21 protein-coding genes and 1 riboswitch are annotated in these 23,701 nt (G+C 59.7%); of the genes, 16 read left to right on the top strand and 5 right to left on the bottom strand.

All coding sequences use genetic code 11. The features are described 5' to 3' along the window. The first annotated feature begins 182 nt into the window (after positions 1–182). From HMPREF3042_RS05125 to HMPREF3042_RS05115, 3 genes are all read left to right on the top strand, one after another. The gene (locus tag HMPREF3042_RS05125) at positions 183–722 is read left to right on the top strand and encodes a pirin family protein (protein WP_141737784.1); all 540 of its coding nucleotides are present in this window, start codon (positions 183–185) and stop codon (positions 720–722) included. A gap of 249 nt (positions 723–971) precedes the next feature. Continuing rightward, positions 972–2,210 (top strand): methyltransferase domain-containing protein, encoded by a 1,239-nt coding sequence (locus HMPREF3042_RS11135; RefSeq protein WP_082149771.1) that lies wholly within the window; start codon positions 972–974, stop codon positions 2,208–2,210. 121 nt (positions 2,211–2,331) lie between these two features. Beyond that, complete coding sequence (locus tag HMPREF3042_RS05115) at positions 2,332–2,811, top strand: SDR family oxidoreductase (RefSeq protein WP_070546444.1); 480 nt, start codon at positions 2,332–2,334, stop codon at positions 2,809–2,811. Here HMPREF3042_RS05115 and HMPREF3042_RS10995 read toward each other — a convergent pair. After that, positions 2,793–3,092, bottom strand: a complete 300-nt coding sequence (locus HMPREF3042_RS10995; protein ID WP_246822329.1) for a hypothetical protein — start codon at positions 3,090–3,092, stop codon at positions 2,793–2,795. The genes HMPREF3042_RS05115 and HMPREF3042_RS10995 overlap by 19 nt on opposite strands. Before the next feature lie 886 nt (positions 3,093–3,978). Here HMPREF3042_RS10995 and HMPREF3042_RS10990 point away from each other — a divergent pair. Beyond that, on the top strand, positions 3,979–4,146 hold the full coding sequence (locus HMPREF3042_RS10990) for a hypothetical protein (protein WP_224433626.1): 168 nt from the start codon (positions 3,979–3,981) through the stop codon (positions 4,144–4,146). A gap of 490 nt (positions 4,147–4,636) precedes the next feature. Here HMPREF3042_RS10990 and HMPREF3042_RS10635 read toward each other — a convergent pair whose 3' ends face one another. Continuing rightward, positions 4,637–5,167, bottom strand: coding sequence for a hypothetical protein (locus HMPREF3042_RS10635; protein WP_246822328.1), 531 nt, complete (start codon positions 5,165–5,167; stop codon positions 4,637–4,639). A gap of 384 nt (positions 5,168–5,551) precedes the next feature. Beyond that, positions 5,552–5,673: riboswitch (TPP riboswitch) on the top strand. On the opposite strand from HMPREF3042_RS10635, the gene thiC reads away from it, so the two are divergent. The 3 genes from thiC to HMPREF3042_RS05090 all read left to right on the top strand — a co-directional run bounded on the left by thiC (position 5,672) and on the right by HMPREF3042_RS05090 (position 10,399). Next, positions 5,672–7,378: a phosphomethylpyrimidine synthase ThiC gene (gene thiC / locus HMPREF3042_RS05100; protein WP_038628270.1), complete on the top strand. Its 1,707-nt coding sequence runs from the start codon at positions 5,672–5,674 to the stop codon at positions 7,376–7,378. Its footprint overlaps the riboswitch before it by 2 nt. A gap of 381 nt (positions 7,379–7,759) precedes the next feature. Next, positions 7,760–8,743: an HtaA protein gene (locus tag HMPREF3042_RS05095; RefSeq protein ID WP_246819662.1), complete on the top strand. Its 984-nt coding sequence runs from the start codon at positions 7,760–7,762 to the stop codon at positions 8,741–8,743. A gap of 150 nt (positions 8,744–8,893) precedes the next feature. Then, a complete protein-coding gene (locus tag HMPREF3042_RS05090) occupies positions 8,894–10,399 on the top strand; it encodes a glycosyltransferase family 87 protein (RefSeq protein ID WP_246822326.1) in 1,506 nt (501 codons plus the stop codon). Positions 10,400–10,401: 2 nt separating this feature from the next. Here the strand turns inward: HMPREF3042_RS05090 and HMPREF3042_RS05085 are convergent, their stop codons facing one another. After that, positions 10,402–10,599, bottom strand: coding sequence for a hypothetical protein (locus HMPREF3042_RS05085; protein ID WP_049180842.1), 198 nt, complete (start codon positions 10,597–10,599; stop codon positions 10,402–10,404). A gap of 264 nt (positions 10,600–10,863) precedes the next feature. On the opposite strand from HMPREF3042_RS05085, the gene HMPREF3042_RS05080 reads away from it, so the two are divergent. The 3 genes from HMPREF3042_RS05080 (at position 10,864) to HMPREF3042_RS05070 (ending at position 15,145) form a co-directional block, all read left to right on the top strand. After that, positions 10,864–12,246: a M18 family aminopeptidase gene (locus HMPREF3042_RS05080; RefSeq protein WP_070607614.1), complete on the top strand. Its 1,383-nt coding sequence runs from the start codon at positions 10,864–10,866 to the stop codon at positions 12,244–12,246. Positions 12,247–12,381: 135 nt separating this feature from the next. Continuing rightward, positions 12,382–13,797: a M20 metallopeptidase family protein gene (locus HMPREF3042_RS05075; protein WP_070856341.1), complete on the top strand. Its 1,416-nt coding sequence runs from the start codon at positions 12,382–12,384 to the stop codon at positions 13,795–13,797. Between the two features lie 4 nt (positions 13,798–13,801). Continuing rightward, positions 13,802–15,145: an alpha-amylase family protein gene (locus tag HMPREF3042_RS05070; protein ID WP_070856339.1), complete on the top strand. Its 1,344-nt coding sequence runs from the start codon at positions 13,802–13,804 to the stop codon at positions 15,143–15,145. Positions 15,146–15,313: 168 nt separating this feature from the next. Here the strand turns inward: HMPREF3042_RS05070 and HMPREF3042_RS05065 are convergent, their stop codons facing one another. Then, complete coding sequence (locus HMPREF3042_RS05065) at positions 15,314–15,511, bottom strand: hypothetical protein (RefSeq protein ID WP_038628285.1); 198 nt, start codon at positions 15,509–15,511, stop codon at positions 15,314–15,316. Positions 15,512–15,599: 88 nt separating this feature from the next. Further along, positions 15,600–17,651, bottom strand: a complete 2,052-nt coding sequence (locus tag HMPREF3042_RS05060; protein WP_070856337.1) for a DUF2339 domain-containing protein — start codon at positions 17,649–17,651, stop codon at positions 15,600–15,602. Between the two features lie 157 nt (positions 17,652–17,808). Between HMPREF3042_RS05060 and HMPREF3042_RS05055 the strand changes: the two genes are divergently transcribed. From HMPREF3042_RS05055 to HMPREF3042_RS05030, 6 genes are all read left to right on the top strand, one after another. Then, positions 17,809–18,417: an ECF transporter S component gene (locus HMPREF3042_RS05055; protein ID WP_070856335.1), complete on the top strand. Its 609-nt coding sequence runs from the start codon at positions 17,809–17,811 to the stop codon at positions 18,415–18,417. A 9-nt stretch (positions 18,418–18,426) separates the two neighbouring features. Continuing rightward, positions 18,427–20,043, top strand: coding sequence for an ABC transporter ATP-binding protein (locus tag HMPREF3042_RS05050; protein WP_070856333.1), 1,617 nt, complete (start codon positions 18,427–18,429; stop codon positions 20,041–20,043). Then, on the top strand, positions 20,040–20,858 hold the full coding sequence (locus HMPREF3042_RS05045; protein WP_070856331.1) for an energy-coupling factor transporter transmembrane component T family protein: 819 nt from the start codon (positions 20,040–20,042) through the stop codon (positions 20,856–20,858). The genes HMPREF3042_RS05050 and HMPREF3042_RS05045 overlap by 4 nt, the downstream gene beginning before the upstream one ends. Positions 20,859–20,877: 19 nt before the next feature. After that, positions 20,878–21,393, top strand: a complete 516-nt coding sequence (locus HMPREF3042_RS05040) for a nucleoside/nucleotide kinase family protein (RefSeq protein WP_070856329.1) — start codon at positions 20,878–20,880, stop codon at positions 21,391–21,393. Further along, a complete protein-coding gene (locus tag HMPREF3042_RS05035) occupies positions 21,393–22,238 on the top strand; it encodes a YdcF family protein (RefSeq protein WP_070856327.1) in 846 nt (281 codons plus the stop codon). Before HMPREF3042_RS05040 ends, HMPREF3042_RS05035 begins: the two co-directional genes overlap by 1 nt. Positions 22,239–22,345: 107 nt before the next feature. Continuing rightward, positions 22,346–23,530 carry an acyl-CoA dehydrogenase family protein gene (locus HMPREF3042_RS05030; protein WP_070856325.1) on the top strand — a complete coding sequence of 395 codons (1,185 nt, stop codon included), beginning with the start codon at positions 22,346–22,348 and terminating at the stop codon, positions 23,528–23,530. Positions 23,531–23,701 lie beyond the last annotated feature (171 nt).

The raw sequence follows: 23,701 nt of genomic DNA, 5'->3' as shown, positions 1-23,701 counted from the left end.
AATGCCGCGGTGATGTGGCTTGCCCGGAGCTGCTGCAATGTCATCTGTGCTCTGTTGACTCGGTGTGAGTTCTTCCGAGAAATCCCTGCTAGAAACATCGCCAGGGGTGTGTAGGCCGCTGCGTTGATCACCGCCGGCCCCCATGATGCGGCTCGGCGATCAGTGATGGCTACAACACCCCCATGCGATGTACGTGCAAGTTCCGCCTGACTATTGACAATCCACATAGGGACCCCGGCATGGCGCAGCGAATCAGCGCCGGGCGCGGGATCCGCCACTCCGAGCTCAATGCCTCCGGTTACCTCGACGGCAAGAAGTTGCGGGTCGTCCAGGCCTGGTTGCCGCCCGACGATCTCGGTGCCGCTCCCTCCCACGACGAGGTCGACCTCAACGATGCTCTCACCGACGGCACGCTGGTCCCGGTCGCGTCGGGCACACCGGGCCTCGCGCCGCTGACCATCGGCACCACCGGCGCGACGTTGCGCATCGGCCGGGTTCCCGCAGGCCGCACCATCGACGTGCCGTTGTCGCGGTTCACCCACTTCTTCGTCGCCTGCGGCTCGGCATCCTTCGGCGACGAGACGCTTTACGACGGCGACGTTGCCCGCATCACGGCCGACGGATCGAATTCAGCGGATTCGGACGAGGTCGACTCACTGCCCATGACCGCCATCAACGATGCCGAGGTGCTGGCTTGGACCATGGACCGCAGCATCGACTGAGCCCACCAAACGACACCGGATGACGGTATAGACCAGACGCCGAAGGACAGGTACCTCGCCTTTTTCGGATCGACCGGGTCGTCGGACATCTACGTTGCAACGGCCCGGTTCGGCGTTTCGGGCCAACCCCTCGACAAATATGCCAGGTAAGGCTAAGTTAATTGCTAAAGCAGTATTTTACATGCGGGTTAACGGGCCGGCGCAGCCGCCGACACCGTCGGCCCGGCCACACGACGAGTGAGACGCACCATGAATGCACGCGACAGAGATTTCGAACAACTCCAGGGCCACTGGCTACTGGCCCGACTGGGCAAAAAGGTCCTTCGACCCGGTGGCCGGAAGATGACGGAGTGGATTCTCGACCGGGCTCGCCTCACCGACGCCCGCGTCGTCGAACTCGCACCGGGACTGGGGATTACGGCGACGGAAATCTTGAATCGCGCACCGGGGGATTACGTCGGCATCGACGAGGACCCCGACGCCGCCAAGACGACCGGCAAGGTCGTTGGCCACAGGGGCCGGGTCACCGAAGGCAAGGCCCAAGCGACGGGGCTCGGCGATGACTCGGCGGACGCCGTCGTGGGCGAGGCGATGCTCACCATGCAAGGCGACAAGGGCAAGGCGGCGATTCTCGACGAGGTTCGTCGGATTCTCGTTCCCGGCGGCCGCTACGCGATCCACGAACTGGCGTTGACCCCCGACGACCTGGATGCGGCGACGAAAGATGAGATTCGCATCGCGATGTCCAAGGCCATCCGGGTCAACGCCCGACCACTCACCGTCGCGGAGTGGCGAAACCTCCTCGAAGAACACGGATTCGAGGTCGAGCACGTCCGCATTGCGGAGATGGGCCTGCTCAAGCCCTCCCAGATGATCGAAGACGAAGGGATCTCCGGAGTTGCCCGCATCGCAGGCAACATGATCAAGCACCCCGCGGCGCGTAAGCGCGTTCTCGGCATGCGCAGCGTTTTCGTCGAGAACGACGACGCCCTCGCCTCGATAGGCATCGTGGCCCGTCTGCGCGACACCGCCGATTCCGCCGACGCCGCCGATGCGACGGGTACCGTTTCCAACGCTTCCGAAAGCGGGCGCGAAGCATCGCCCGCCGTCCGACGCGGGCCCGAGATTGAGTTCCTCGACGACGACCAGCAAGCTGAATTGACCGCCGATCCGGAGGCTCTGAGCCTTCATGACGTCGTCGCCGCCGCTCCGCCCGCCAAGGACGGCGACGGCCCGGCGGTGAAACGTCTGCAGACGGCCGACGGGGTAAACATCATCGCCATGCGTTTCCGCTCCGGCCAGGCCTTGCCCGATCACCGCGCTGCACACCCGATTATGGTGCAATGCATCGAGGGCCAGGTGCGCTTCACCGTAGGCGACCGCACCGAGGTCCTCACGCCGGGGACCGTCGCACACCTGCCCACCATGGTCCCACACCGGGTCGACGCAGACGAGGACTCCGTGTTCCTGCTGTCGATGCTCACGTAGATCCGTACACGGGGTTGACCGCCGCACGGGCGGAGCGATTTCGCCGGCCCGGACCGGCCTCGCCGCCGCATCCGGCGAGGGCCCCTTCGGCCGTTCCCCCGAACCACGCGGCCTGCGGCGCGTGCTCATCACCGGCGCCGCTTCCGGCTTCGGCCTCGAACTGGCCAAGCGCTTCGTCGCACGCGGCGATTCGGTCATCGCGACCGATCTGCATGACTCGGCGAACGAGGACGTCGTCAAGCTCGGCGATGCGTGCACCTACCGCGAGCTGGACGTCACCTCCGACGCGGACCGGGAGGCGGCGGCCGCGGCGATAGGCGCGGTGGACGTGCTCGTGCTCAACGCGGGCATCGCGGTCGGCGGGGCGATCGAGAACGTCACCATGGACACGTGGCACCGCGCGCTCGACATCAACCTGCTCGGGGCGGTCTGCGGCTGCCGTGCGTTCGTGCCACTGTTGGAGCCGGGCGCGAAGATCGTGATGACGTCGTCGATCGCCAGCCTGATCCCCCGTGGCGCCCGAGCGGGTAAAGATCAGCTTTTGCGCGCTGACTTTATGCTCGGAGGCTTACGGTCGGAGCTTTACGATCGGACGTTGTGACCAATCACCGCCGGGATAGTAATTGGCGCATCCCCGAAAAGCTCCTTCTGGTATTCGTTCTGCTCGAAAGCGCCGGCATCGTTATCCCTGATGGTGGCTACATTTGTCAGTTTGCGTGCCGACGGTGCGGAGCCCTTTTGGAGCAGTCCGCCACGATTGCCCGCTGTGGTGGCCGCGAAAGCCCCTGCGCTACGGTTTCCAGCAGTGGCGCTCGCGGTTCCGCCAGCAGCACCCGTAGCTCCGGTAGCAGTACTGTTGCGTGCGCTGATTAGGGAATTCATCAATCCACTTCCGCGCTGTGAAGGGCTATTCGAGGCGTTTGGCAAGGCAGAACCAGCAACCCCGGGACCCAAGCCGGTTCCCATCCCGCGCCCCGCTGTTGGCGCTGGCATACGACCAGGACTCGAAGTCGGAAGTCCCGAGGCCGGTGGACGGGGGCTTGCGTTTCCAGAAGGCGGCAGTGCCGGGATATTGCCCGCTGGTGTGAGCCCCGCAGTGCGTCCTGCGCCGAGAGGGCCAGCCGGCCGGTTGCCGTGAACTCCGTAAGGCGAGACTCCTTGCGGTGATGTGCGTTGAAGTGGGGCGCTCGCTCCCGAAGGGGTGACCATGGCTGGATTCGCCGTGCTCGGTTGAGCCATGGTTGATGTACCGGTCGGGGATGTTGGCGAGATTGTGGAGCTCGTTGGGCTGCTAAGTGATGCTGGGTGCACAGGGGCAGCAGACGGATTTGTGGGGTTCGACAAAGTCGAAGTGCTCGGTTGCACGTGCGAAGGAGCGGAAGGGCTCGCGGATGTGGATTGTGGTGTTGGAGAATCCGGAACAGTTGAGGTGGCACCAACTGGTGTGCTGGCGGCCTGCATGCTTCCAGTCATCCCCGCAGGCGAAAGGCTGAACTGGCTAGTTCCAGAACGCCCGGCGACTGTGGCCCCAACGGACACCTCGGCAGTCACACCACTTCCCGCATCGGCAGAAACCAGGTTAGGAATTCGGGGAATAGCTGTCTGTAGCTGTGCGGTATACGGACCAGAGAGAAAGGCTGCTACCTCGGCCTGTTCAAAAGCCTTTTGCGCGCCAGGGTTTGGGAGTGCCTTGGATTCGGCTTCGATCGCTGATAGTGCATTGACGGCCATCGCTTTCACAGATGGCAATACGGCAAGGTGCCCGGCCATGACCTCCGATGCGGTGGCGATGCTGGTAGCGCGTGCGGCCAGACCTTTCATTGTTGAGTCAGCAGCAGAGAAGACAGCACCGCTGTTGCTCGACACCAAGCCGGATGAGATGGAGGTTAGATTGCTGGCCAACGTGGTCATAGTGTCGGCGAAGTTGTTCCAGTAGGCGATTGCCTCGGCTACGGCACCGTCATTTGTCGAGGAAAACATGGATAGTAGGGACTTCGCATCGAGACCAAGTTCCGCAGAAAGAGTGACTGGCGCGAAAGTGAGACTTCCAGCTTCAAACATCGGCCGACGCTGAAATACACCGCTTGTGCGCGCTACTTCAGCAAGGGAAGCGCCGTCACCATTGAACGGGTTAATGCTTCGAAGAATCCGATTCATGGTGGATTCGTGCTCAGTGATCACGCGACGGAAGTCAGCGAGATTCGTTTGCGCCCAGGTGAGTTGTTTGCCCAGAGACAAGCCGACGGCGGCAGAGCTTCCTGAACTGCCGGAAATTGCGAGACTGTGTTCTGTCGCCACCAGCTGGAGTGACGGAACCTGTGAGTAGCCGGCCAAGTTGGGCTGCATAAATCTGGAACCGCTTGCTAGAACATTCGTAATACTGAACTTCTGAATTGCAGAGTCGATTGTTGGAATTACGGCATGCATCATGATTCTTCCCCCAAGTAATCAATTAACAGCTCATTTACGGGAGCGCATCGTCGGTGCTGTGGGTCAGGGCTATCTTGTCCGGTTGTGTCGATAACGAATCCGAGAGCCCCTTGTTCTGTTTCGACAGAAGCAATACAGGCAGAGCTTCCGAGCGGTTCTGTTTGAGTGAATGTCACCCAATTGAAAATTCCTTCGTGATGAGCCAAAGGCTCGGCACTGTAGCGCTCGAGTTGCGAGTGAGCGACCGCGGCATGCCAGATGCTCAACAGGCCGGAAGCGTCGGATTCGATAACGCAGCCAATCTGTTTATTACCTTCGATTCGGCCCTCCATGTACGTCTGCTCCCGGAACCCCAGCCTGTCGAGGCGCCCCATAATCTCAGGGTCGTCACACGGATTGGTCAGGACGAATTCGGGTGCGTCGTAGTTGTAGTGCCCATCGGGACCAAGTGGAGCATCACCGGGCTCCGGCGGATTGTTGGGTGGAAGCACACCCGCAGGTAACGTCACGCCCGAGTCAGTAGTCATGGTTGTCGCATTGTCGCCGACAGGTTGAACGTCCTCGCCGGATGCCTCGGTCGATGCGCAACTAGTCCCCGTTATTCCCCATAGAAGTGCTGACAGTAGGGCGGCAGTAGTCGCCTTTTTCAATTTTCCCTCCCCAAAGAATTTGTGTGAGAAAGATATAACACCGCGGTCGCAATTGCGCTTGCTGAGAAGCCGAAAAAATAGACCGGCTGTGGATAACTTTTAGGGGGTGTGGACAACGCGGTCGCCGTGCAAAACGACGCCTCTGCGTAGCCACAACCTGCATCTTTGGGGTGCGTTCTCCGCGCCGTCGTTAAGCATTTGCGGCAATCGTGGGTGTAATGACCGAAGTAATCCGAACGATTGGTTAGACTATGAGGCGCATTACAAAACCACGGGAGTGCCAACCGAAATTCCGGCACTGAGAGGACGCTAGGGATCGAGCGTCGACCGGACGAACCTGAATCTGGGTAATACCAGCGTAGGAAAGGGATGTGTTGCTTCATGGCCGCACGTGTATCTGTATCCGCTCCGCCGAAAGAGGGCGAGGTTACAACTGGCCCGATTTACCGCAGTAACAAGCATTACGACGAGGTTGCGTTCAGCAACGATTTCGGTGAGGCGAACCTGCGCGTTCCAGTCCGTCGAATCAATCTGACGGACGGCACTCACTTCGATGCGTACGACACCTCGGGTATTTACACCGAGGAAAACCCGGAACTGAACCTGAAGGAGGGGTTGGCTAAGACTCGTGACTCTTGGCCGAAGGCTCCGGCGGTGCCGGCGGTTGCAGGTTCTGAGGAGGCCCCGAAGGTCAAGACGCAGCTGGCATGGGCTCGTGCGGGAATTGTCACCCCGGAGATGGCATTCATTGCCGCTCGTGAAAATGTGGATCCGGAAGTTGTTCGCGAAGAGGTTGCTGCGGGGCGTGCCGTGATTCCGGCCAACCACAAGCACCCGGAGACCGAGCCGATGATTATTGGCAAGCGCTTTGCCACCAAAATCAACGCCAACATTGGTAACTCGGCTGTGACTTCGTCCATCTCCGAAGAGGTGGAGAAGATGGTGTGGGCGACCCGTTGGGGCGCGGACACCATCATGGATCTGTCCACCGGTAAGGACATTCACGAAACCCGCGAGTGGATTCTGCGTAACTCCCCGGTGCCGGTTGGTACGGTGCCGATTTACCAGGCGCTGGAGAAGGTTAAGGGTGACCCGGCCAAGCTGACCTGGGAAATCTACCGAGAAACCATCATTGAGCAGTGCGAACAGGGCGTGGACTACATGACCGTTCACGCGGGTGTGCTGCTGCGCTACGTGCCACTGGCCGCCAACCGCGTTACCGGCATTGTCTCCCGCGGTGGTTCGATTATGGCCGCATGGTGCCTCGCGCATCACCAGGAGAGCTTCCTCTACACGCGCTTCGCTGAGCTGTGCGACATTCTGGCACAGTACGATGTCACGTTCTCCCTCGGTGACGGCCTACGCCCGGGCTCCATTGCCGACGCTAACGATGAGGCCCAGCTGGCTGAGCTGCGGACCCTCGGCGAGCTGACCAGGATCGCCAAGTCCCGCGGCTGCCAGGTCATGATTGAAGGCCCAGGCCACGTTCCGATGCACAAGATCGCTGACAACGTGAAGTGGGAAGAGGAGTGGTGTGAGGAAGCTCCGTTCTACACCCTCGGCCCGCTGGCAACCGACATCGCGCCGGGCTATGACCACATCACGTCGGCTATCGGCGCGGCAATCATTGCGCAGGCTGGCACCGCCATGCTTTGCTACGTCACGCCGAAGGAGCACCTGGGTCTGCCGAACCGCGACGACGTCAAGGTCGGCGTGATTACGTACAAGATTTCCGCGCACGCCGCTGACCTGGCAAAGGGGCTGCCGCGCGCTCAGGAGCGTGACGACGCGCTGTCGAAGGCCCGCTTCGAGTTCCGTTGGCATGACCAGTTCGCACTGGCCTTGGATCCGGACACTGCGCTGGACTACCACGACGAGACTCTGCCTGCAGAGCCGGCAAAGACCGCGCATTTCTGTTCCATGTGTGGTCCGAAGTTCTGCTCCATGCGTATTTCCAAGGATGTGCAGGACTACGCGAAGGAACACGGCCTGGACTCCGTTGAAGCTATCGAGGCCGGCATGGCTGAGAAGTCCCAGGAGTTCGCTGATCAGGGTGGTCGCGTCTACCTGCCGATTACCGCGGAGTAATTGGTTGCCTCAAAGCTGCTGAAGCAAGCCGCGGTCGAGCTCTATTGGGCTTGGCCGCGGCTTTCTTTTGCTCTCAGCTATTTCTTCCAATCCCAGCGTTGAGACTCAAACGGGGGTGGGTAAGGTGCGCCTTAATAACTAGGTTAGGTGAGCCTAATACGCGGGGTGTACATTGCTTGTATGCACAGTCTGAAGTTCCTGACTTTCGATCATTCCCACCGCCATCTTGCGGGTGCCCACGAAACTCGCCGTTCATTCAGCTCTGAATCATCGCCCGTTGGAGAAGGCAAGCGTCGACCGGTGAGGCAGAGTGCGCGCAGAGGTGTTACTGCGGTTTCGCTGTCCGGCGCCATGGTCCTTTCAGCGTTTGTGTCCCCAGCAATGGCTGAAACTGCGAAGCCAATCGTGCCGGACAACTTTCCCAATGTGATTAATCCAGCGGAGAACTTCCAGCCGCAGGATCCGCAGTATGTCGAATCCCCGGAAGTTACTGTGACTTTTGAGGACGGCACACCAGCTGAAGGTGCCACGGTTCATCGCGGCGATGTTCTTATCGTTCGCGGTAGTGGTTTCAATCCGTCGGCCAACCGTGGTGGTTACCCGCTTCCAATTCCTCCGGGTGTGCCCAATGGTGTTTATGTTCTCTACAGTGCGTTCCCAGACTCCTGGAAGCCAAGTGAAGGTGCTCCGTCCTCGTCGCGGAAACATCCGCACGACAACATTGCCTGGGTCACGCCGGCTGGAACTCTCGAGGCGATACCGAACCAGGGCGTCGACATGCGACGTTCTATCGCTCGTCAGGCTACCCCGATGACAGATGACGGCAGCTTTGAGGCTCGCATTGTTGTTGACCCGCCAGAGACCCCAGCTGGTGAAAACTGGGGCATTTATGTTTACCCGGCAGCCGGCTCCATTAATGAGGCCGAGGAAATCTACATCCCGTTGAATTATTCGGATGCTCCGGGCAAGAATGCCCCGGCTCCCTCCAGCGAGGATTTAGTAATTTCTGTATCTGCGCTGGAGAAGGTATTCGGCGCACTGGGTGGTGGCGTCACTGCCAAGAACGGTGCCCTAGAGCCTGAAGCCGGTGTCGTCTCATTCACCCGCGACAATGACAACAGCGATGTCGAAAGGGAGAGCTACCGCGGAGAAGTTCACATCACCGCGAAGTTCAGTCTGGTTCATGTGGTCGTTCGTAATCCGCGCATTGAGGAAGGCCCGACCGGAAAGATTATTACGGCAGAGGTCTCGCAGGGCTACGATGTCGGCCCGGATGAGATGGAGCGCATGCCCATAGCCGCCGTGGTCGACAGCGATGGAGATCAGCTGATTACGACCATCGGCACTATTTCACAGATTCGATAGTCCTCCGGCCATCACGGCCGCCAACTGTCGTCCTCCTGGCACTTTGTTCAAAGTAAGCCGTCATACCTTGTGGGTTCTTGCGGGGTGTAACCACTGCCGTATTGGAATCACTACATTAGATAGAGGCGCTTACCAGCGATGAGGAGGAACGTGGGACGGCATAGTCAGGCAGAAGGACCTGTGTCACAGGATGGCGCATCGTCACAGGCTGCGGAGTCGCAACGTGCTGCTGCGAAGTCTCGGTCACAGGTCTCGCGAAAAATGCGGGCTCGCAAACCCAGTCAGACCCCCGCGCTGGCGCAATCGCCTGTGATGAGCTGGCCTCTTATTCTGGTCTCGCTGCTCGGTGGTCTTGCCTCGCTGTTGGCCTGGAATGGTCGTACTCAGCCGGACGATTGGGCTTCGCTCTGGGTAGGCGGGCTACTTATGGACAGGGGACTTGAGTCCCATCTTTATGACGCCGATCCAATCGATTTCACTGCCATGAGTGGAGAGGTCTGGCCACGCCTGGCGCAGGAAGTGTCTGCGCCATTTACGCATCCCTTTGTGCAAAACCCTTTGTTCGCAAAGGCTCTGGGAGTGATATCCCACGTCATGAGCTTTGAAACCTCGGTTGCTTGGTTGCTGTTTCTCTCCGGAATGGCCGTCGTGGTCCTCGTCGTAGCTTCCTACCACCTGTGGTTTCGGTCCACCATGCCCTGGGGTATCGCAGCGCTGGTTACCGCATGCGTATTCGCTCTGCCGACCACTATTAATTCGTTCTGGATCGGTCAGACGACACCGCTGATCGTCGCGGGTGTCGCCTATGGTCTTGCTGCCTCGCGCACTCGTCCTTGGCTCGCGGGCATCGTGCTCGGCATCGTCGCATCCATTAAATTGACTCCGTATGCGCTCATCGCTGTGATGCTCTTTTTCGCTTATCGACGGCGCGCAGCCCTCTGGTCGCTGGCCACCACGGCGGTACTGGCGGTCTGGATGTTTATCCGCGTTGATATGGCGGTGATTTCGGATTGGATTGATCGAATCGGCGACATTGGTTCATCGGTCTTGGTCGGCGGTGCGAATCAGTCGTTGGCGTCGACTTTAGCCACAGACCTGGGAAAACCTGATTTATTAGTAACAGTGGTTCGTGATTATCCGAGTCATGTGAAAACGATTCCACTGTGTATTGCGCTTGGCGTGGTGTTGATGGTCACGGCAGTTGCGTGGTTGAACCCGGTCTACCGGTTTGAATTCCTAATCACGGGCGCGTGGCTTATTGCAGCCACATTCTCATCGATTCTTTGGACCCATTACATGTTGATGCTGGTCACGTCTGTGTTCGGTTTGGTCGCCATGGCGCGGACCCGATTGACCAGACAGTGGCCGTATATCGGTACTGCGTTGCTAGTGGTCCTGCTGACGTTTCCTGTGACAAACCCGATTGCTGCTACGCCATATACCGGCGGATTTATGTATTCGGGGATTACCGCGATGCTCTTGACGCTGGCATTGATGCTAGTTATTGGTGGCTGCCACGCGTTTGCGGTACATCGGTATGGCGATGGTGATACAGGCGAGGTTGGACCTGGTTTTGGCAGTGAATTAGCTGCTGTGGAGACGTTGAAATTTCCTCAGCCAGAGCCAATGGTCTTATTCGACTTGAGGAAGCGCTAGATTTAGCGGCTCAGCATAGAGACGATGTCACGGGGAGACATGTCGCTGTAGATCTCGTTCCGGGTGCTCTTAACCTGGTGGCCGAAGTGGACTGCGTTAGCGTCACTGCTGGTGTCGCGGGCAAGAGCCTCGCGCAGCGGCTGAGAGAAGAAGGCGCGCTTGGTAGTGAAAGAACGGGGGAACAGGTTTTCAAGGCTCACGGTATAAACCCTTTCTGTGGTCGGAATCCGGTCGGGACTCCGGTTTGAGAGTTTCTGTATTCAAATGGTTTTCTTTGATGCGGTTGCCACTATATGTCTGAATATGCCCGATATCGAGTTAAAACGGGCAAAAGTGACTAAGCGGATACCGTTCCCAACATGAAAGCTGCATCACATTGTGGACCGGCTTAATACTCGGTCACGGTCAGTTGTGCCCTCCAATACAATGAAATGCGGAATCAAATTTGAAGTAGGAGTTTGGCTATGGCTATTTCTTCGGCACCCACCCCTGAGTCTCCGGATTCGGCGGATACCTCGGACGCGGCATCGCGCAGCGTTCCGGCGGCAGCGCTCAGTCACGTTGAGGATCTAATTGATTTTGTGGCTGCGTCGCCAAGCTCATTTCATGCGGCACAACAGGTCGTTGACCGTCTGAGTGCAGCCGGTGCCACGGTCGTCGACGAGCACGAACAGTGGCCAAGCGAACCCGGTGCCTACGTCCTGCGTCGCGATGGCGCCGCCGTTGCTTGGATCGTCCCGGAGGCACCGGCTGCCGATTTGACCGGTTTCCGTATTGTGGGTTCCCACACGGATTCGCCCGGTTTTCGTGTGAAGCCCAACGCGCGCACCTCCGCCGCAGGCTATGCACAGGTCGCCGTCGAAGTCTATGGCGGCGCGCTGTTGGGAAGCTGGACCGACCGCGAAATTGAGTTCGCCGGTCGTGTAATTGATAAAAATGGCAATGAGCACCTTGCTCGCACCGGCCCGGTCGCGCGCATCCCGCAGTTGGCTATCCACCTCAATCGTGCGGTTAACGAAGAGGGGTTGAAGCTCCACAAGCAGAATCACACTGCACCGATTATCGGAATGGATACCTTCGGCACCGATGTGCACCAGGTCATCGCCGATGCAGCGGGCCTGTCTATCGACGATATCGTCGCCTGGGACCTCATTTCCTTCGACACTCAGCAGCCGCGCACCTTCGGTGCTCACGATGAGTTCCTGGCTTCAGGCCGGCTGGACAATCTGCTCAGTGTTCACTCATCCCTGGTCGCCTTCGAGGCCTTGCTCCGCCAAGACTGGAGCACGTCAACCACTATCCCCGTCATGGTCGCTTTTGACCACGAGGAAGTCGGGTCCGCCTCCACCACGGGCGCTGCAGGGCCACTGCTTGCCGACGTTCTGTCCCGCATCGCAGCGGCCACAGGCGCTGACCTGGAACGCACCCAGCAGCTTTACCGCGGTTCCATCTGTCTCTCTGCCGACGGCGCACACGGTGTGCACCCGAACTATGCAGGTGAACACGAGCCGGGGCACCAGCCGGAACTCAATGCTGGCCCAGTAGTGAAGATCAATGCCAACCAGCGCTATGCCACCACGGCGGCTGGTCAGGCCGAGGTTGTCCGAATTGCAGCGGAAACCTCTAAGCGCATTGGCCAGGAAGTGCCGGTGCAGTATTTTGTCTCTGCGAACCACAAGCCATGCGGCTCCACTATCGGCCCGATCACTGCAACGCGACTGGGTATCGACACCATCGATATCGGAGCTGCGATGGTCTCCATGCACTCGGCGCGTGAGATGTGCGGCACGATTGATCCATGGTGGTTGGCCGAACTCACCGTGGATTTTTGGGGTGCCGGAAACTAGCAGCACGCTGGCAGCGCTTAAGTCACCTCTAGCAGGGGAGATGTCGGGGCGCTGTGGCCGTCGTGAAGCGAAAATGGGTGAGGGAATTTCCGTAGTTGCTCGTCGTGGAGTCCATTTTCTGTCATGCTATGAACCATGAGTGATGCTAACGACACCCTGCCGTCGCACCGCCTTGAAGTACCCATCGAAGAGGCGGTGGCATGGCGTCGCCAACTGCACCAGAATCCGGAGCTGAGCTTCCGGGAGTACCGGACCTCGGACATGATTGAGGATCTGCTCAATCAATGGGACATCCCGACGTACCGGTTGACCCCGACATCGGTAATCGGCGTCATCGAGGGCACTGCGGGCGACCCCAGCACCGGGCGCGTGATTGGCTACCGCGCGGATATTGATGCGCTGCCGATTCAGGAGGAAACGGGGCTGCCGTACGCCTCGCGCACGCCGGGTGTGATGCACGCCTGTGGTCATGATGTTCACACGGCGATGCTGCTGGGCACTGCGAAGGTGCTTTCCGGAATGCGCGATCAGCTGCACGGCAAGGTGCTGTGCATCTTCCAGCACGCCGAAGAAATGCTGCCGGGCGGGGCTCGTGAGCTGGTCGACAAGGGTGCCGCCGATGACTTGGATGAGGTCTATGCCTTCCACGTCGCGCCGCATCCGGTGGGGCATGTGGGGATTTGCGCTGGGCGAGTGACAACTATGTCGGGCATCGTCTCCATCGCCATTCGTGGCCGTGGCGGACACTCCTCGAACCCGCAGCTGTCGATTGACCCGGTGCTCATCGCCAGCCAGGCGACTCTCATGCTGAACACGATTGTCTCCCGCGATGTGGATCCGAAGCACATGAACATTGTCAATGTCGGCTCACTGCATTCAGGTGAGGCCGGCAACGTGATTCCGGATACGGCCAACCTGGAAGTGTCCATCCGCTCGGTGGATGAGGCCGACTGGGAGATTGTCTGCCAGCGTATCGAGGCCGTCGTCAACGGCGTCTGCCAGGCTCACGGTGCACAGGCGACTTTCGACTGGCAGATTCCGTACCCGATGGTGGTCAACGCCGACATTGCGGTCAATCGTGCGTGGCATGCGGCGACGAAGGCGGTTGGCAAGTCCAAGGTGTTCGCTGCCGATCCGTGGGCTCCTTCGGATGATTTCTCGTATTTTTCCCGTGAAGCGCCGGGCTGTTACATGTTCCTCGGCACCGGTGGCCCGGAAGCGGGTAATCCCTTCTTTCTTCACAACTCCAAGTTTAAAATTGTGGAGAGAGCCATGGTCAGCGGCATGCGCACGGAAATCCAAATCGCGCTGGATGCACTGAACCCGTCGAAGAGCCAACCGCCGGAGCGCCCTGTCGCATCTCCGACCATGCCCGCAGCAGGTTCCGTGCCTCCACGGCCGCGGAATGCAGGCCTTGGCACGCCGAAGTCGCATGCGGGCCAGGCGCGGGCGTCGTCAAGCGAATCGGCGGGGGAGACCTCACCGACCCCTGAGGCTGCGACGGCACCAGATAATTCCAATCAGCCTCAGGCACCTAGAGAGGATGCATAGGACAATGTCCACTACCCCCAACGCCCCTGATAAGACGCTCGCTGCCACCGCACCTGAGTGGACGAAGTGGGCGATTGGATGGCACGTCTATCCACTGGGGTTTGTGGGAGCGCCCATCCGTGAGAAGGATCGAGGCGCCGCGCCGGTCAATCGAATTCGCAAACTGATTGACTGGCTTCCGTACGTCCAGGGGCTCGGGCTCAACGTCCTGCAGCTGGCGCCAGTATTCGAGTCGACTAGCCACGGCTACGATACCGAGGACTACTACCGCATTGACTCGCGACTGGGCACCGAAGAGGACATGAAGGCCGTCATCGAAGCTGCCCATGAGCGCGGCATCAAAGTGCTTTTCGACGGCGTCTTCAACCACATCGGGTCAGAGGCACCCGCGCTGAAGGCCGCGAAGGAAAACCCTGACTCTGAAGAAGCGCAGCTCTTTGCGTTTACGCACTCAGATGGCGACATGACTGCGCCGGTGTTTGAGGGCCATGAGAGTTTGGTCGAATTCGATCACACCAGTGACGCGACTGTTGATTTTGTCGTGAACGTCATGAATTACTGGCTGGCGCGGGGGATTGATGGCTGGCGACTGGATGCGGCCTACGCAGTGAACCCACAGTTCTGGCACAAGGTTTTGCCGCGAGTGCGTGCTGAGCACCCGCATGCTTTTATCTACGGTGAGGTCATCCACGGCGACTATGCGGAGATTGTGTCGGTGTCCGGCATGGACTCGGTGACGGAATACGAGCTGTGGAAAGCGACCTGGTCGGCGCTGAAGGAGGAAAACTTCTTCGAGTTGGACTGGACTCTGAAGCGCCATAACACCTTCGCGGAGTCTTTTGTGCCGGTGACGTTTGTGGGAAACCACGATGTTTCGCGCATTGCGACACAGGTAGGGGCCGACAAGGCCGTGCTGGCGGCAACGGTGCTGTTTACCGTGGCCGGTGTGCCACTGGTCTACTACGGTGACGAACAGGGCTATACCGGTCTCAAAGAGGAACGCATCGGCGGTGACGACCAGATCCGTCCAGTGTTCCCGGATAACCCGGAGGAACTCTCTACGCTCGGCGAGGCTCTCTACCGCTCCTATCAGCAGCTCGTTGCGTTGCGCCGCCGCTTCCCATGGCTGCACTCCGCTCGCGTGGAGACTGATGAATTGCGCAATGGTTTTCTTCGCTACCGCGTGATCGCGACCGATGCGGCGCTCGTGGACGATGCTGCCGGGGCCTCGGGTGAGGCTGGAGCTTCCGGCGAGATGCCCTCGCTCATTGTCGAGCTGAACCTGGAAAATGGCGCAACCAGCGCGGTAATCCGTGATGGTGACCACGTGGAATTTGAGTTTTCCTAGGCTCTCATCGTGGCTCTAGGCTGCCCCCAGAGAACCAAAACCGCCCGGACACCATGGCCGGGCGGTAATTCTTTCGTGCCCCATCGATGAGTGGGCACAAGGAGTAGTGACTGCGTTTCTGTTTGCTACCTACCCCGGTTTTCGCAGTTTCAATTATTGAATCTGCAGTTACATCTCTGCGGTCTCAGCAGGAGTCATCTCGTCGGAGGGTGCCGGGGTGGTGGCCTTCTGCTCGAAGGTCTCCGACGGGTTGGCCTGGTCGCCGACCTTTACGTCCGAGTCAACCTCGTTCGGGGGAGAGCAAGCGACCAGGGCTGCTGCGGCAATGGCGGATGCGGCGATAGCGCCGGCGATGCGGTTACGCATGGATGTGGCTCCTCTGTCGGAAAAACAATAGCTACAAGGGCTAATGAACTTTTCTCACATTATCTTAAAGCAATATCTTAGAGGATTCTTAACGGCTTGCGGGAACCAAGGGGCCAATCGCCCCCGCGCCGATGCATAGCGTTGCCCCCGGAGTCGCCTTTTCCACATCGACACGGAGAGTATTTCCGCCACCGTTGAGGTACGCATAGCGCGGCCGCAGATCGTTGTTCATCTTCACGACCGTGGAACCAGCGCGGGTTTGCTCTTCAGTCTCGAAAGGATTGGGAAGCGACAGGCGCACATCCATGTCCTCAGAGGCGGTGGCCGGGAACTCAAGCACCCAGTCACCGAGCTTGATGATGTTCTCAAGCTTGATGTCCTCCGACGCAGTGCCGTTCTCACCAACTGTGATGCGATGGCCACACTGCTCGACAGGGCCATCGGTGACCCGGGTGATCTCGGAGACCTTGGCGTCGATAAGCGAACCGTCGGTATTGAACATGCGCGGGTGACCGGTGACGCGCTCAAATGGTGGGCGATCGGCGACCGCATCAAACACGCGCGAGTACATGTTCATCGGAGCGGCGACGGGCACGAGAATCTCGAAGGGGACGGGCTGGTCAATGAGGTTGTAGTCGATCGCCTTGTCGGGGCCAGCGGCGTCGGCCTCCTCGCGCAGCGCGGACAGCGACGCCTTGGTGTTGCCGATCCACTCCATTGCGATGTCATCAGACCAGGCATTGCGGTAAGTAACCACGGAAATCGAGGAGGTGACAGCCAGTGCGACACCCAGCGACCAAATCAGAATGTGCGTACGAGCCGGTAGCAGAGCCGGCGCCTCGTCCTTTGGCGGGAGTCCCGCCAGGGAGATCGCGACACAGATAGCGATCACGAGCGCGACATCAGAGTAATAGTGCAAAGTGTGCGCCAGCACGCCAGAGGTGTTCTCTCCCGAGCGGAACAGGGTGATGGCGAACAAGGTGGTGAACATGTACGCCACCGATAGCGTCCACGGAGCCCAGCCACGGTAGTCGCGGCCAATGAGGGTGGCAGACAGAATCAACAGAATAATGCCGCCGAGAGTAATCAGCTGAGACGAAGCGGAGGCAAACGGCTGTCCCGGAGCCCAACGTTCCCAGCTTGTTGGCCCGCCGATGATGCCGGCAAAAATCTGGCCGAGGCCGTTGAAGAACAGTTCGGGCTGTAGCTTGTCAGAAATGAAGCCGGTAGTTTCGGCGGGGCCGAAGTAGTACCACAGTGCCCAGGCGCCGGTCAGCAGCATCGATGGAATCCAGATGACGAGGCCGCGACGGAGAACCTGCAGGATATTGCTGCGCTCCATGTAAGCCAAAGTGATGACAACCAGCATCGAAATCGGCGCGATAGCCAGGGACTTCTCAAAGAATCCCAGCGCTACTGCCAGCAGTACAAACAGGCCAGCGGCTTCCCACGGGCGGGGGCCGAAAGAACGACGCATAGTGGTGCGAATAGCGACAATCATGAAAACCACGAATGCCAGGTGGAACGGCTGGGAATTGGCCGCAGCCGACCACCAGGTGTCTCCCGGAAGCATCAGCGGAGTCCAGGCGACGACCGTGATGAGGAAGAGCGACACCAGCGTGCGGCCAGTGAGAAGCTCAAAGAGCTTAGTGGTGGCGTATGTCAGCGCTACCGACATCACGGCCATGGTGATAGCCGGCAGCCACCAGTTCCACGGCGCAATGAGGTGATAGAGGCCTTGCACCAGGAAGGCCAGTGGTGCAAGGTGCCCGTCGTGGTCCTGAAGCAGGTAGTCCTTGCTCAGCAGCGGGGTGTCGTAAAGGTGGCCAACGATGATGAAGTCATCCCAGTAAAAACCATGGCTAGTCAGAACCAGAATGCGAGCGACAAGCTGTATCGCAATAACAACTCCGATGAGTGGCCACCACTGCTTCGCAGACAGGTCAAGTCTCTCGCCCCATGTCAATGAGGGCATGTAGTATGGGCGAGAACTTTCCTGCTCAGCGGTGTTGTCAGCACCAGGAAACTCGGCAGTTTTCACTGCGGAATCCGCGGCTGTCCCCTCATCGCCGACTGTCGGCGGATGAGGGGTTTGGGCAGTTGGGGTATCTCCAGTAGATGACCGCTCGGCTTTAGTCATGGTTCCTTATGTTATCTAGGCCATCTGCTGGGCGCGGTAGGGTAGGCAAAAGTTAGTGCTTAGGGCGTGTCGGCACAGGCCCCATATGCCGCTAATGAATACATCAAAATCTTTTGAGCAATATCGCTCGAGTTAAAGAAAAATGGGAGCAAGTGAGATGACGCAATCGGCGAGTGCAGCGCGCGCTAACTTCTCGTGGCGCAATATTGACATCATCATTGCAGCTGTCATCGGCGTGGCCGTTGGCCTGATCTTTGTTATCTGGAACATCATCGGCGGTGCGGGCTATGAAGCAGTCAACGCGCTTACTCCTGGCCTTGGCGGTTTGGTCGCTGGTATGTGGTTCCTCGGTGGGCCGCTTGGCGCGTACATCATTCGCAAGCCGGGTGCCGCTATCTTCGTCGAGGTAATCGCAGCGACGGTTTCGGCGCTGATTGGTAACCAGTGGGGGATTACCACCTTGTACTCAGGTTTGGCGCAGGGGCTCGGCGCGGAGCTGGTGTTCCTTGTTCTGGCGTACAAGAGCTACAACCTGGCCACCGTGGTGATTTCCGGTCTCATGGCAGGTGTCGGCGCGTGGACCTATGAGCTTTTCACCGGCAACCTGGCCAAGACTTTCGAATTCAACGTCATCTACCTGATCTCCACGGCGCTGTCTGGTGCCGTCCTCGCCGGTCTGCTGGCTTACTTCCTGGCTAAGGCACTGGCGGCAACTGGAGCGCTGGATCGTTTTGCCATCGGGCGAGAGCGGCACGGCGACGTCTAGGAAAAATCGATGACAGATGAGGCGATGACGCGGGGGCCGTCGTCAAGCGGAAATGTCCCTGCGGTGAGCGCGCGGGGGTTCGGATATCGGCACGCGGGGCGCAAAGCTGCGGTACTGAACGACATCACGCTGGACGTCGAGCGTGGTGAAAAGGTGCTGTTGCTCGGCGCGTCGGGGGTGGGGAAGTCGACGCTGCTTGCCGCTATTGCTGGCGTGCTTGGCGACGACTCCGATGGCGAAGCCACCGGAGAGCTCCTGATTGAAGGTTGTACTCCCGCTTCCGCACGGGGCTCGGTGGGCTTAGTGCTGCAAGACCCTGACTCGCAGACGATTAGTGCCCGCGTTGGCGACGATGTTGCCTTTGGTGCGGAAAACCTTGGCGTTGCCCCGGCTGAGATCGGCAACCGAGTACGCGCCAGCCTGGATGTGGTGGGACTGGATTTGCCGCTGGACCATCCCACGCACCGGCTTTCCGGGGGACAGAAACAGCGCCTCGCATTGGCGGGTGTGCTGGCGATGGGCGCACGGGTCATTTGCTTGGACGAGCCGACGGCCAACATCGATCCGGCCGGTGTGCCGGTACTACGCGATGCGGCGATTACCGCGGCGGAGAGAACCGGTGCGGCGCTGATCGTGGTCGAGCATCGGGTGGATGCGTGGGTCGATGTGGTCGACCGCATCATCGTGCTGGGCCGCGAAGGTGTGATTGCCGATGGTGCGCCTCATCGAGTCTTGGAAGACCACGGGCAGGCTCTGACGGATGCTGGGGTGTGGATTCCGGATGCACCGCCCGCGCTGCCGGACGCGCGTTCCGTTGCCTGCGACCAGGACGGGCACCCTAGCGGTGACATCGCGATTGAAACCCGCGAGTTGGCCATCGGCTATGGCGCGAAGAAGTCTTGGTTCAGCGGTGGCGAAATTGTTGAACCGATTGCTCGCGGTGTATCAATTTCAATCCCATCTCAAGCTTCCACCTGCATTGTTGGTCACAATGGCAGCGGCAAGTCCACGTTAGCGCTGACGCTCGGCGGTCTGCTTGAGCCGATGGCGGGGACGGTCCAAGTGGCAGGCAGCGGTAGCGCGCCGTGGAAGTGGCCGTCGAAGAAGTTGGCTACTCGGATCGGCACGGTGTTCCAGGATCCTGAACACCAATTTGTCACCGGCACCGTGCTGGAAGAGTTGCAGCTCGGCCCCAAGCTCGTCGGTGTTAACGCCGATCAGCGCATCGAGGAATTGCTCGAGCGGCTCCGGTTGACGGCGCTGACCAAGGCGAACCCATTTTCGCTTTCCGGCGGTGAGAAGCGACGTCTGTCGGTGGCGACCATGCTGGCGACAGCGCCGGATATTGTGCTTCTCGACGAACCGACCTTCGGCCAAGACCGCCGGACATTCACCGAGCTGCTCACTTTGCTTCGCCAACTTGCAGACGACGGCCGAACTGTTATTTCGATTACCCACGATCCGTTGGTGGTCCAAGCGATGGGGGACTACGTCGTCGACATGGATGCGTTTCATCCGGAGCGGTCAGGCCGTGCGGCACCGGGACAGCGTGGTTCGGGGGAGCAGGCCGGTCCGAGCAGCAGTAAAGGTTCGCGCGGCCAGGGTGAAGCAGGAGGGACATCGTGACTGAAGTCGGTTCCGCCGGTACGGCTGAAGGTACGCAGAGCGCCGAGCAGAGTAAGCAGCCTTTCCTCGCGACGGTCAACCCGGTGGCGAGAGTTCTGGGCCTATTCTTGCTCACCACACCGCTGCTGATTTCCATCGACTGGGTCTCCGCAGTGGTCGCGCTTGTCTGCACGCTTTTCTTGGTGCCACTGTCGGGTTTGGATTTTCGTCGTTTTCTAGGACGCAGCCTGCCACTTCTTATCGCCGCGCCCATCTCGGGCATCTCGATGGCGCTCTACGGCAACCCGGAGGGCAAAGAGTATTTCTCCTTTCTGCTTGCGCATGTGACGGATAATTCCATTTCCCTGGCCATCGCGATCATGTTGCGTGTGCTGGCTATCGGTACTCCAGTTATCGTGCTGACAGCTAATATCGATCCCACCGATCTGGGCAATGGGCTGGCGCAGGTTCTCAAGCTGCCCAGCCGGTTTGTGCTGGCAACGGTGGCGAGTCTGCGGCTCATCGGTCTGTTCATCAGTGATTGGCAGGCGCTGACCCGAGCCCGTCGCGCACGCGGTTTGGGCGACCACGGCGCAATCCGCCGCACTATTTCCCAGGTGTTCGCTCTGCTGGTGTTTGCGCTGCGCCGCGGCACCAAGCTGGCCACCGCCATGGAAGCCCGCGGCTTTGGCGCACCGATTAAGCGCACATGGTGGCACACCTCGACATTGGCCGCGCGTGACTATGCCACCATGGCTGCCTGCCTCGCCATCGCCGTCGCAGCAATCGGCATTTCCGTGTGGGCCGGGGAGTTCCGCTTCCTGGGCGTGGCGTAGTAAAGGCGTTTCAATCACGATGATTCTGCTTATCGACGGCCGTTCCGGCAGTGGCAAAACCACCTTTTCGGCAAAGTTGCACAGTATCCTCGGCTGGCCAGTTATCCACTTGGAGGATGTCTATCCGGGCTGGTCTGGCCTGCAGAAAGCATCGGCCGCAGTCGCGGAGACCATTTTGAATCCCGCGCTACCGGCCGATGAGCGTGGTTATCACCGTTGGGACTGGTACGCCAGTGAATTCGCCGAGTGGGTACCCACGCCACCGGACTGCGCTCTCATTGTCGAAGGCTGCGGCGCTGTCACTGAAGCTAATCTTGCCGCTGCCCGCGCCATCGGCGACGGCAACGCCTGGGGAGTCTGGGTAGAGCTGGACACGCAGACTCGCTTTGCCCGCGCCATGGCTCGCGACGACCACTTCGAGGAACACTGGGACATGTGGGCCGAGCAGGAATCTCAGCACATGGCCAAGCACAATCCGCAACAGCTCGTCGACTGGACTATCAACGTCCCAGAACAGTTAACGTGGAAGCTCTGATGAGAAAAACGCTCGCGTGCCTCGGTGCAGGCTTCGGTTCCATGCTCCTCGTCGGCGGACTACGTGTCGCCGCTAGTTCGGAGCTACGCCCACCACGCCTGCCCAATCGCAGACCTCCGCGGTGGGTTCTTCCCGCAGTCGGTGCCGCGTGGACGCTGGCCAGCTACCGCGCCTATTACGCCCGCGCATCGCATCGCTTGACGACGCCCCTGCTCGCTGGCCTCGCAGTACCAGGAGCCGCAGCGATAGTTTTCGAGGCCGTTCGCCTTCGATGTGCTGTCAAAAAGCCAACTGTGCCGCCGCACACCGTGATTGTGCTGGGATGCGCATTGAAGAACAATCGGCCCTCGGCCCTGCTGGCCAAAAGATTGCAGCGAGCAGTAGCAGCGTGTGATGAGCGCACCGAGCGAATCATCTGCTCCGGTGGGCGCGGCAGTGAAGCAGTGACAGATGCCACCAGCTCCGAAGCGGACGCCATGGTGGAGTGGTTGGAGGCGAACGCTGGGGACGTCGTAAAGCGTGGCAACATCGAGTTGATTGCCGAGGACCAATCGACGAATACGTCGGAAAACATTGACTATGCGTGCGAGTTGATGCGTGGCGTAGACGGTGCGTTGAGCGCTGGAACGGTTGTTGTGACCAGTGATTTTCATGCGCCACGGGTAGCGAAGCTCGTGCGCGAACGGGGCCTGGAATCCTGGTGTGTCGTCGGAGCCTATACGCCGTTAAGGTACTGGGCGACATCGCTGCTGCGGGAATTCCTAGCGCAGTTTATTCTGTGGGCGCCGCGTGGCAACGCGAGAATTTTACGAATTTCGCGGGTGCAACAAAGTGTTAGCCATTAGTATCAAACGAAGATAATTACGTCGTGCGGTGATAGTGCTGCGTAGAAATGCGTAGAGCGCGATATCGACCACGACATCGGAATCATTAAATCGGGAGGAACACCCACATGGCTTTGACCCCAGGATTCGACCTGTTCCAGCTGCCAGAGGAGCACCAGGAGCTCCGCGCCGTTATCCGTGATCTGGCGGAGAAGCAGATTGCTCCGTACGCAGCGGACGTCGATGAGAACGAGCGTTTCCCGGAGGAGGCCCTGAAGGCTCTCAACGAGGCTGGCTTCAACGCCGTCCACGTGCCGGAGCAGTTCGGTGGTCAGGGTGCGGACTCGGTTGCGGCCTGCATCGTTATTGAGGAAGTTGCTCGCGTCTGTGGTTCGGCTTCTCTTATCCCGGCTGTGAACAAGCTGGGCACCATGGGCCTGATCCTCAAGGGCTCCGACGAGCTGAAGAGCAAGGTCCTGCCGGACATCGCCAACGGTGAAATGGCTTCCTACGCGCTGACTGAGCGCGAGGCTGGTTCCGATGCCGGTTCCATGAAGACCCGCGCTGTCCGTGAGGGCGATGAGTGGGTCCTCAACGGCTCCAAGTGCTTCATCACTAACGGTGGCCGCTCCACTTGGTACACCGTCATGGCTGTCACCGACCCGGAGAAGGGGGCCAACGGCATCTCCGCATTCATGGTTCACAAGGACGACGAGGGCTTCCGCGTCGGTGGCCTGGAGCACAAGCTGGGCATCAAGGGCTCCCCGACCGCGGAGCTGTACTTCGAAAACTGCCGTATCCCGGCTGACCGCATCATCGGCGAAGAGGGCACCGGTTTCAAGACCGCCCTGGAGACCCTGGACCACACCCGCCCGACTATTGGTGCACAGGCACTGGGTATTGCGCAGGGTGCTTACGACTACGCCGTCGGTTACGTGCAGGAGCGTCAGCAGTTCGGCAAGCCGATTGCTGCTTTCCAGAACACCCAGTTCATGCTGGCTGACATGCGTATGAAGATTGACGCTGCTCGCCTTATGGTCTACACCGCAGCCGCTAACGCTGAGCGTGGCACTGCTGAGGGCGGCGCTCGCCTGGGCATGATGGCCGCAAACGCCAAGGCTTTCGCCTCCGACGTTGCTATGCAGGTCACCACTGATGCCGTGCAGCTGCTCGGCGGTTACGGCTTCACCCGTGACTTCCCGGTTGAGCGCATGATGCGTGACGCCAAGATCACCCAGATCTACGAGGGCACCAACCAGATTTGCCGCATGGTCGCAGGTCGCCAGATCCTCGCAGACGCACAGAAGCGCTAATTACCAGCGCAAACGCTAAGCCCTCGCTACCAAGGCGGGGGCTTTTTCATGCCGCCACATCACCCAGAATTTGTCTATTAACCCCAATGCGAGTTACTGACTGCGTTTATGTTTGGCGACCGCGAGCCAATGCGAGTTACCGACTGCGTTTATGACAAAAATGGCCCGGTA

The sequence above is a fragment of the Corynebacterium sp. HMSC074C05 genome (assembly GCF_001838325.1).
Lineage (GTDB): Bacteria > Actinomycetota > Actinomycetes > Mycobacteriales > Mycobacteriaceae > Corynebacterium > Corynebacterium amycolatum.
The sequence above is the reverse complement of the archived record's forward strand: the minus strand, read 5'-3'. Positions and strand labels throughout refer to the sequence as shown.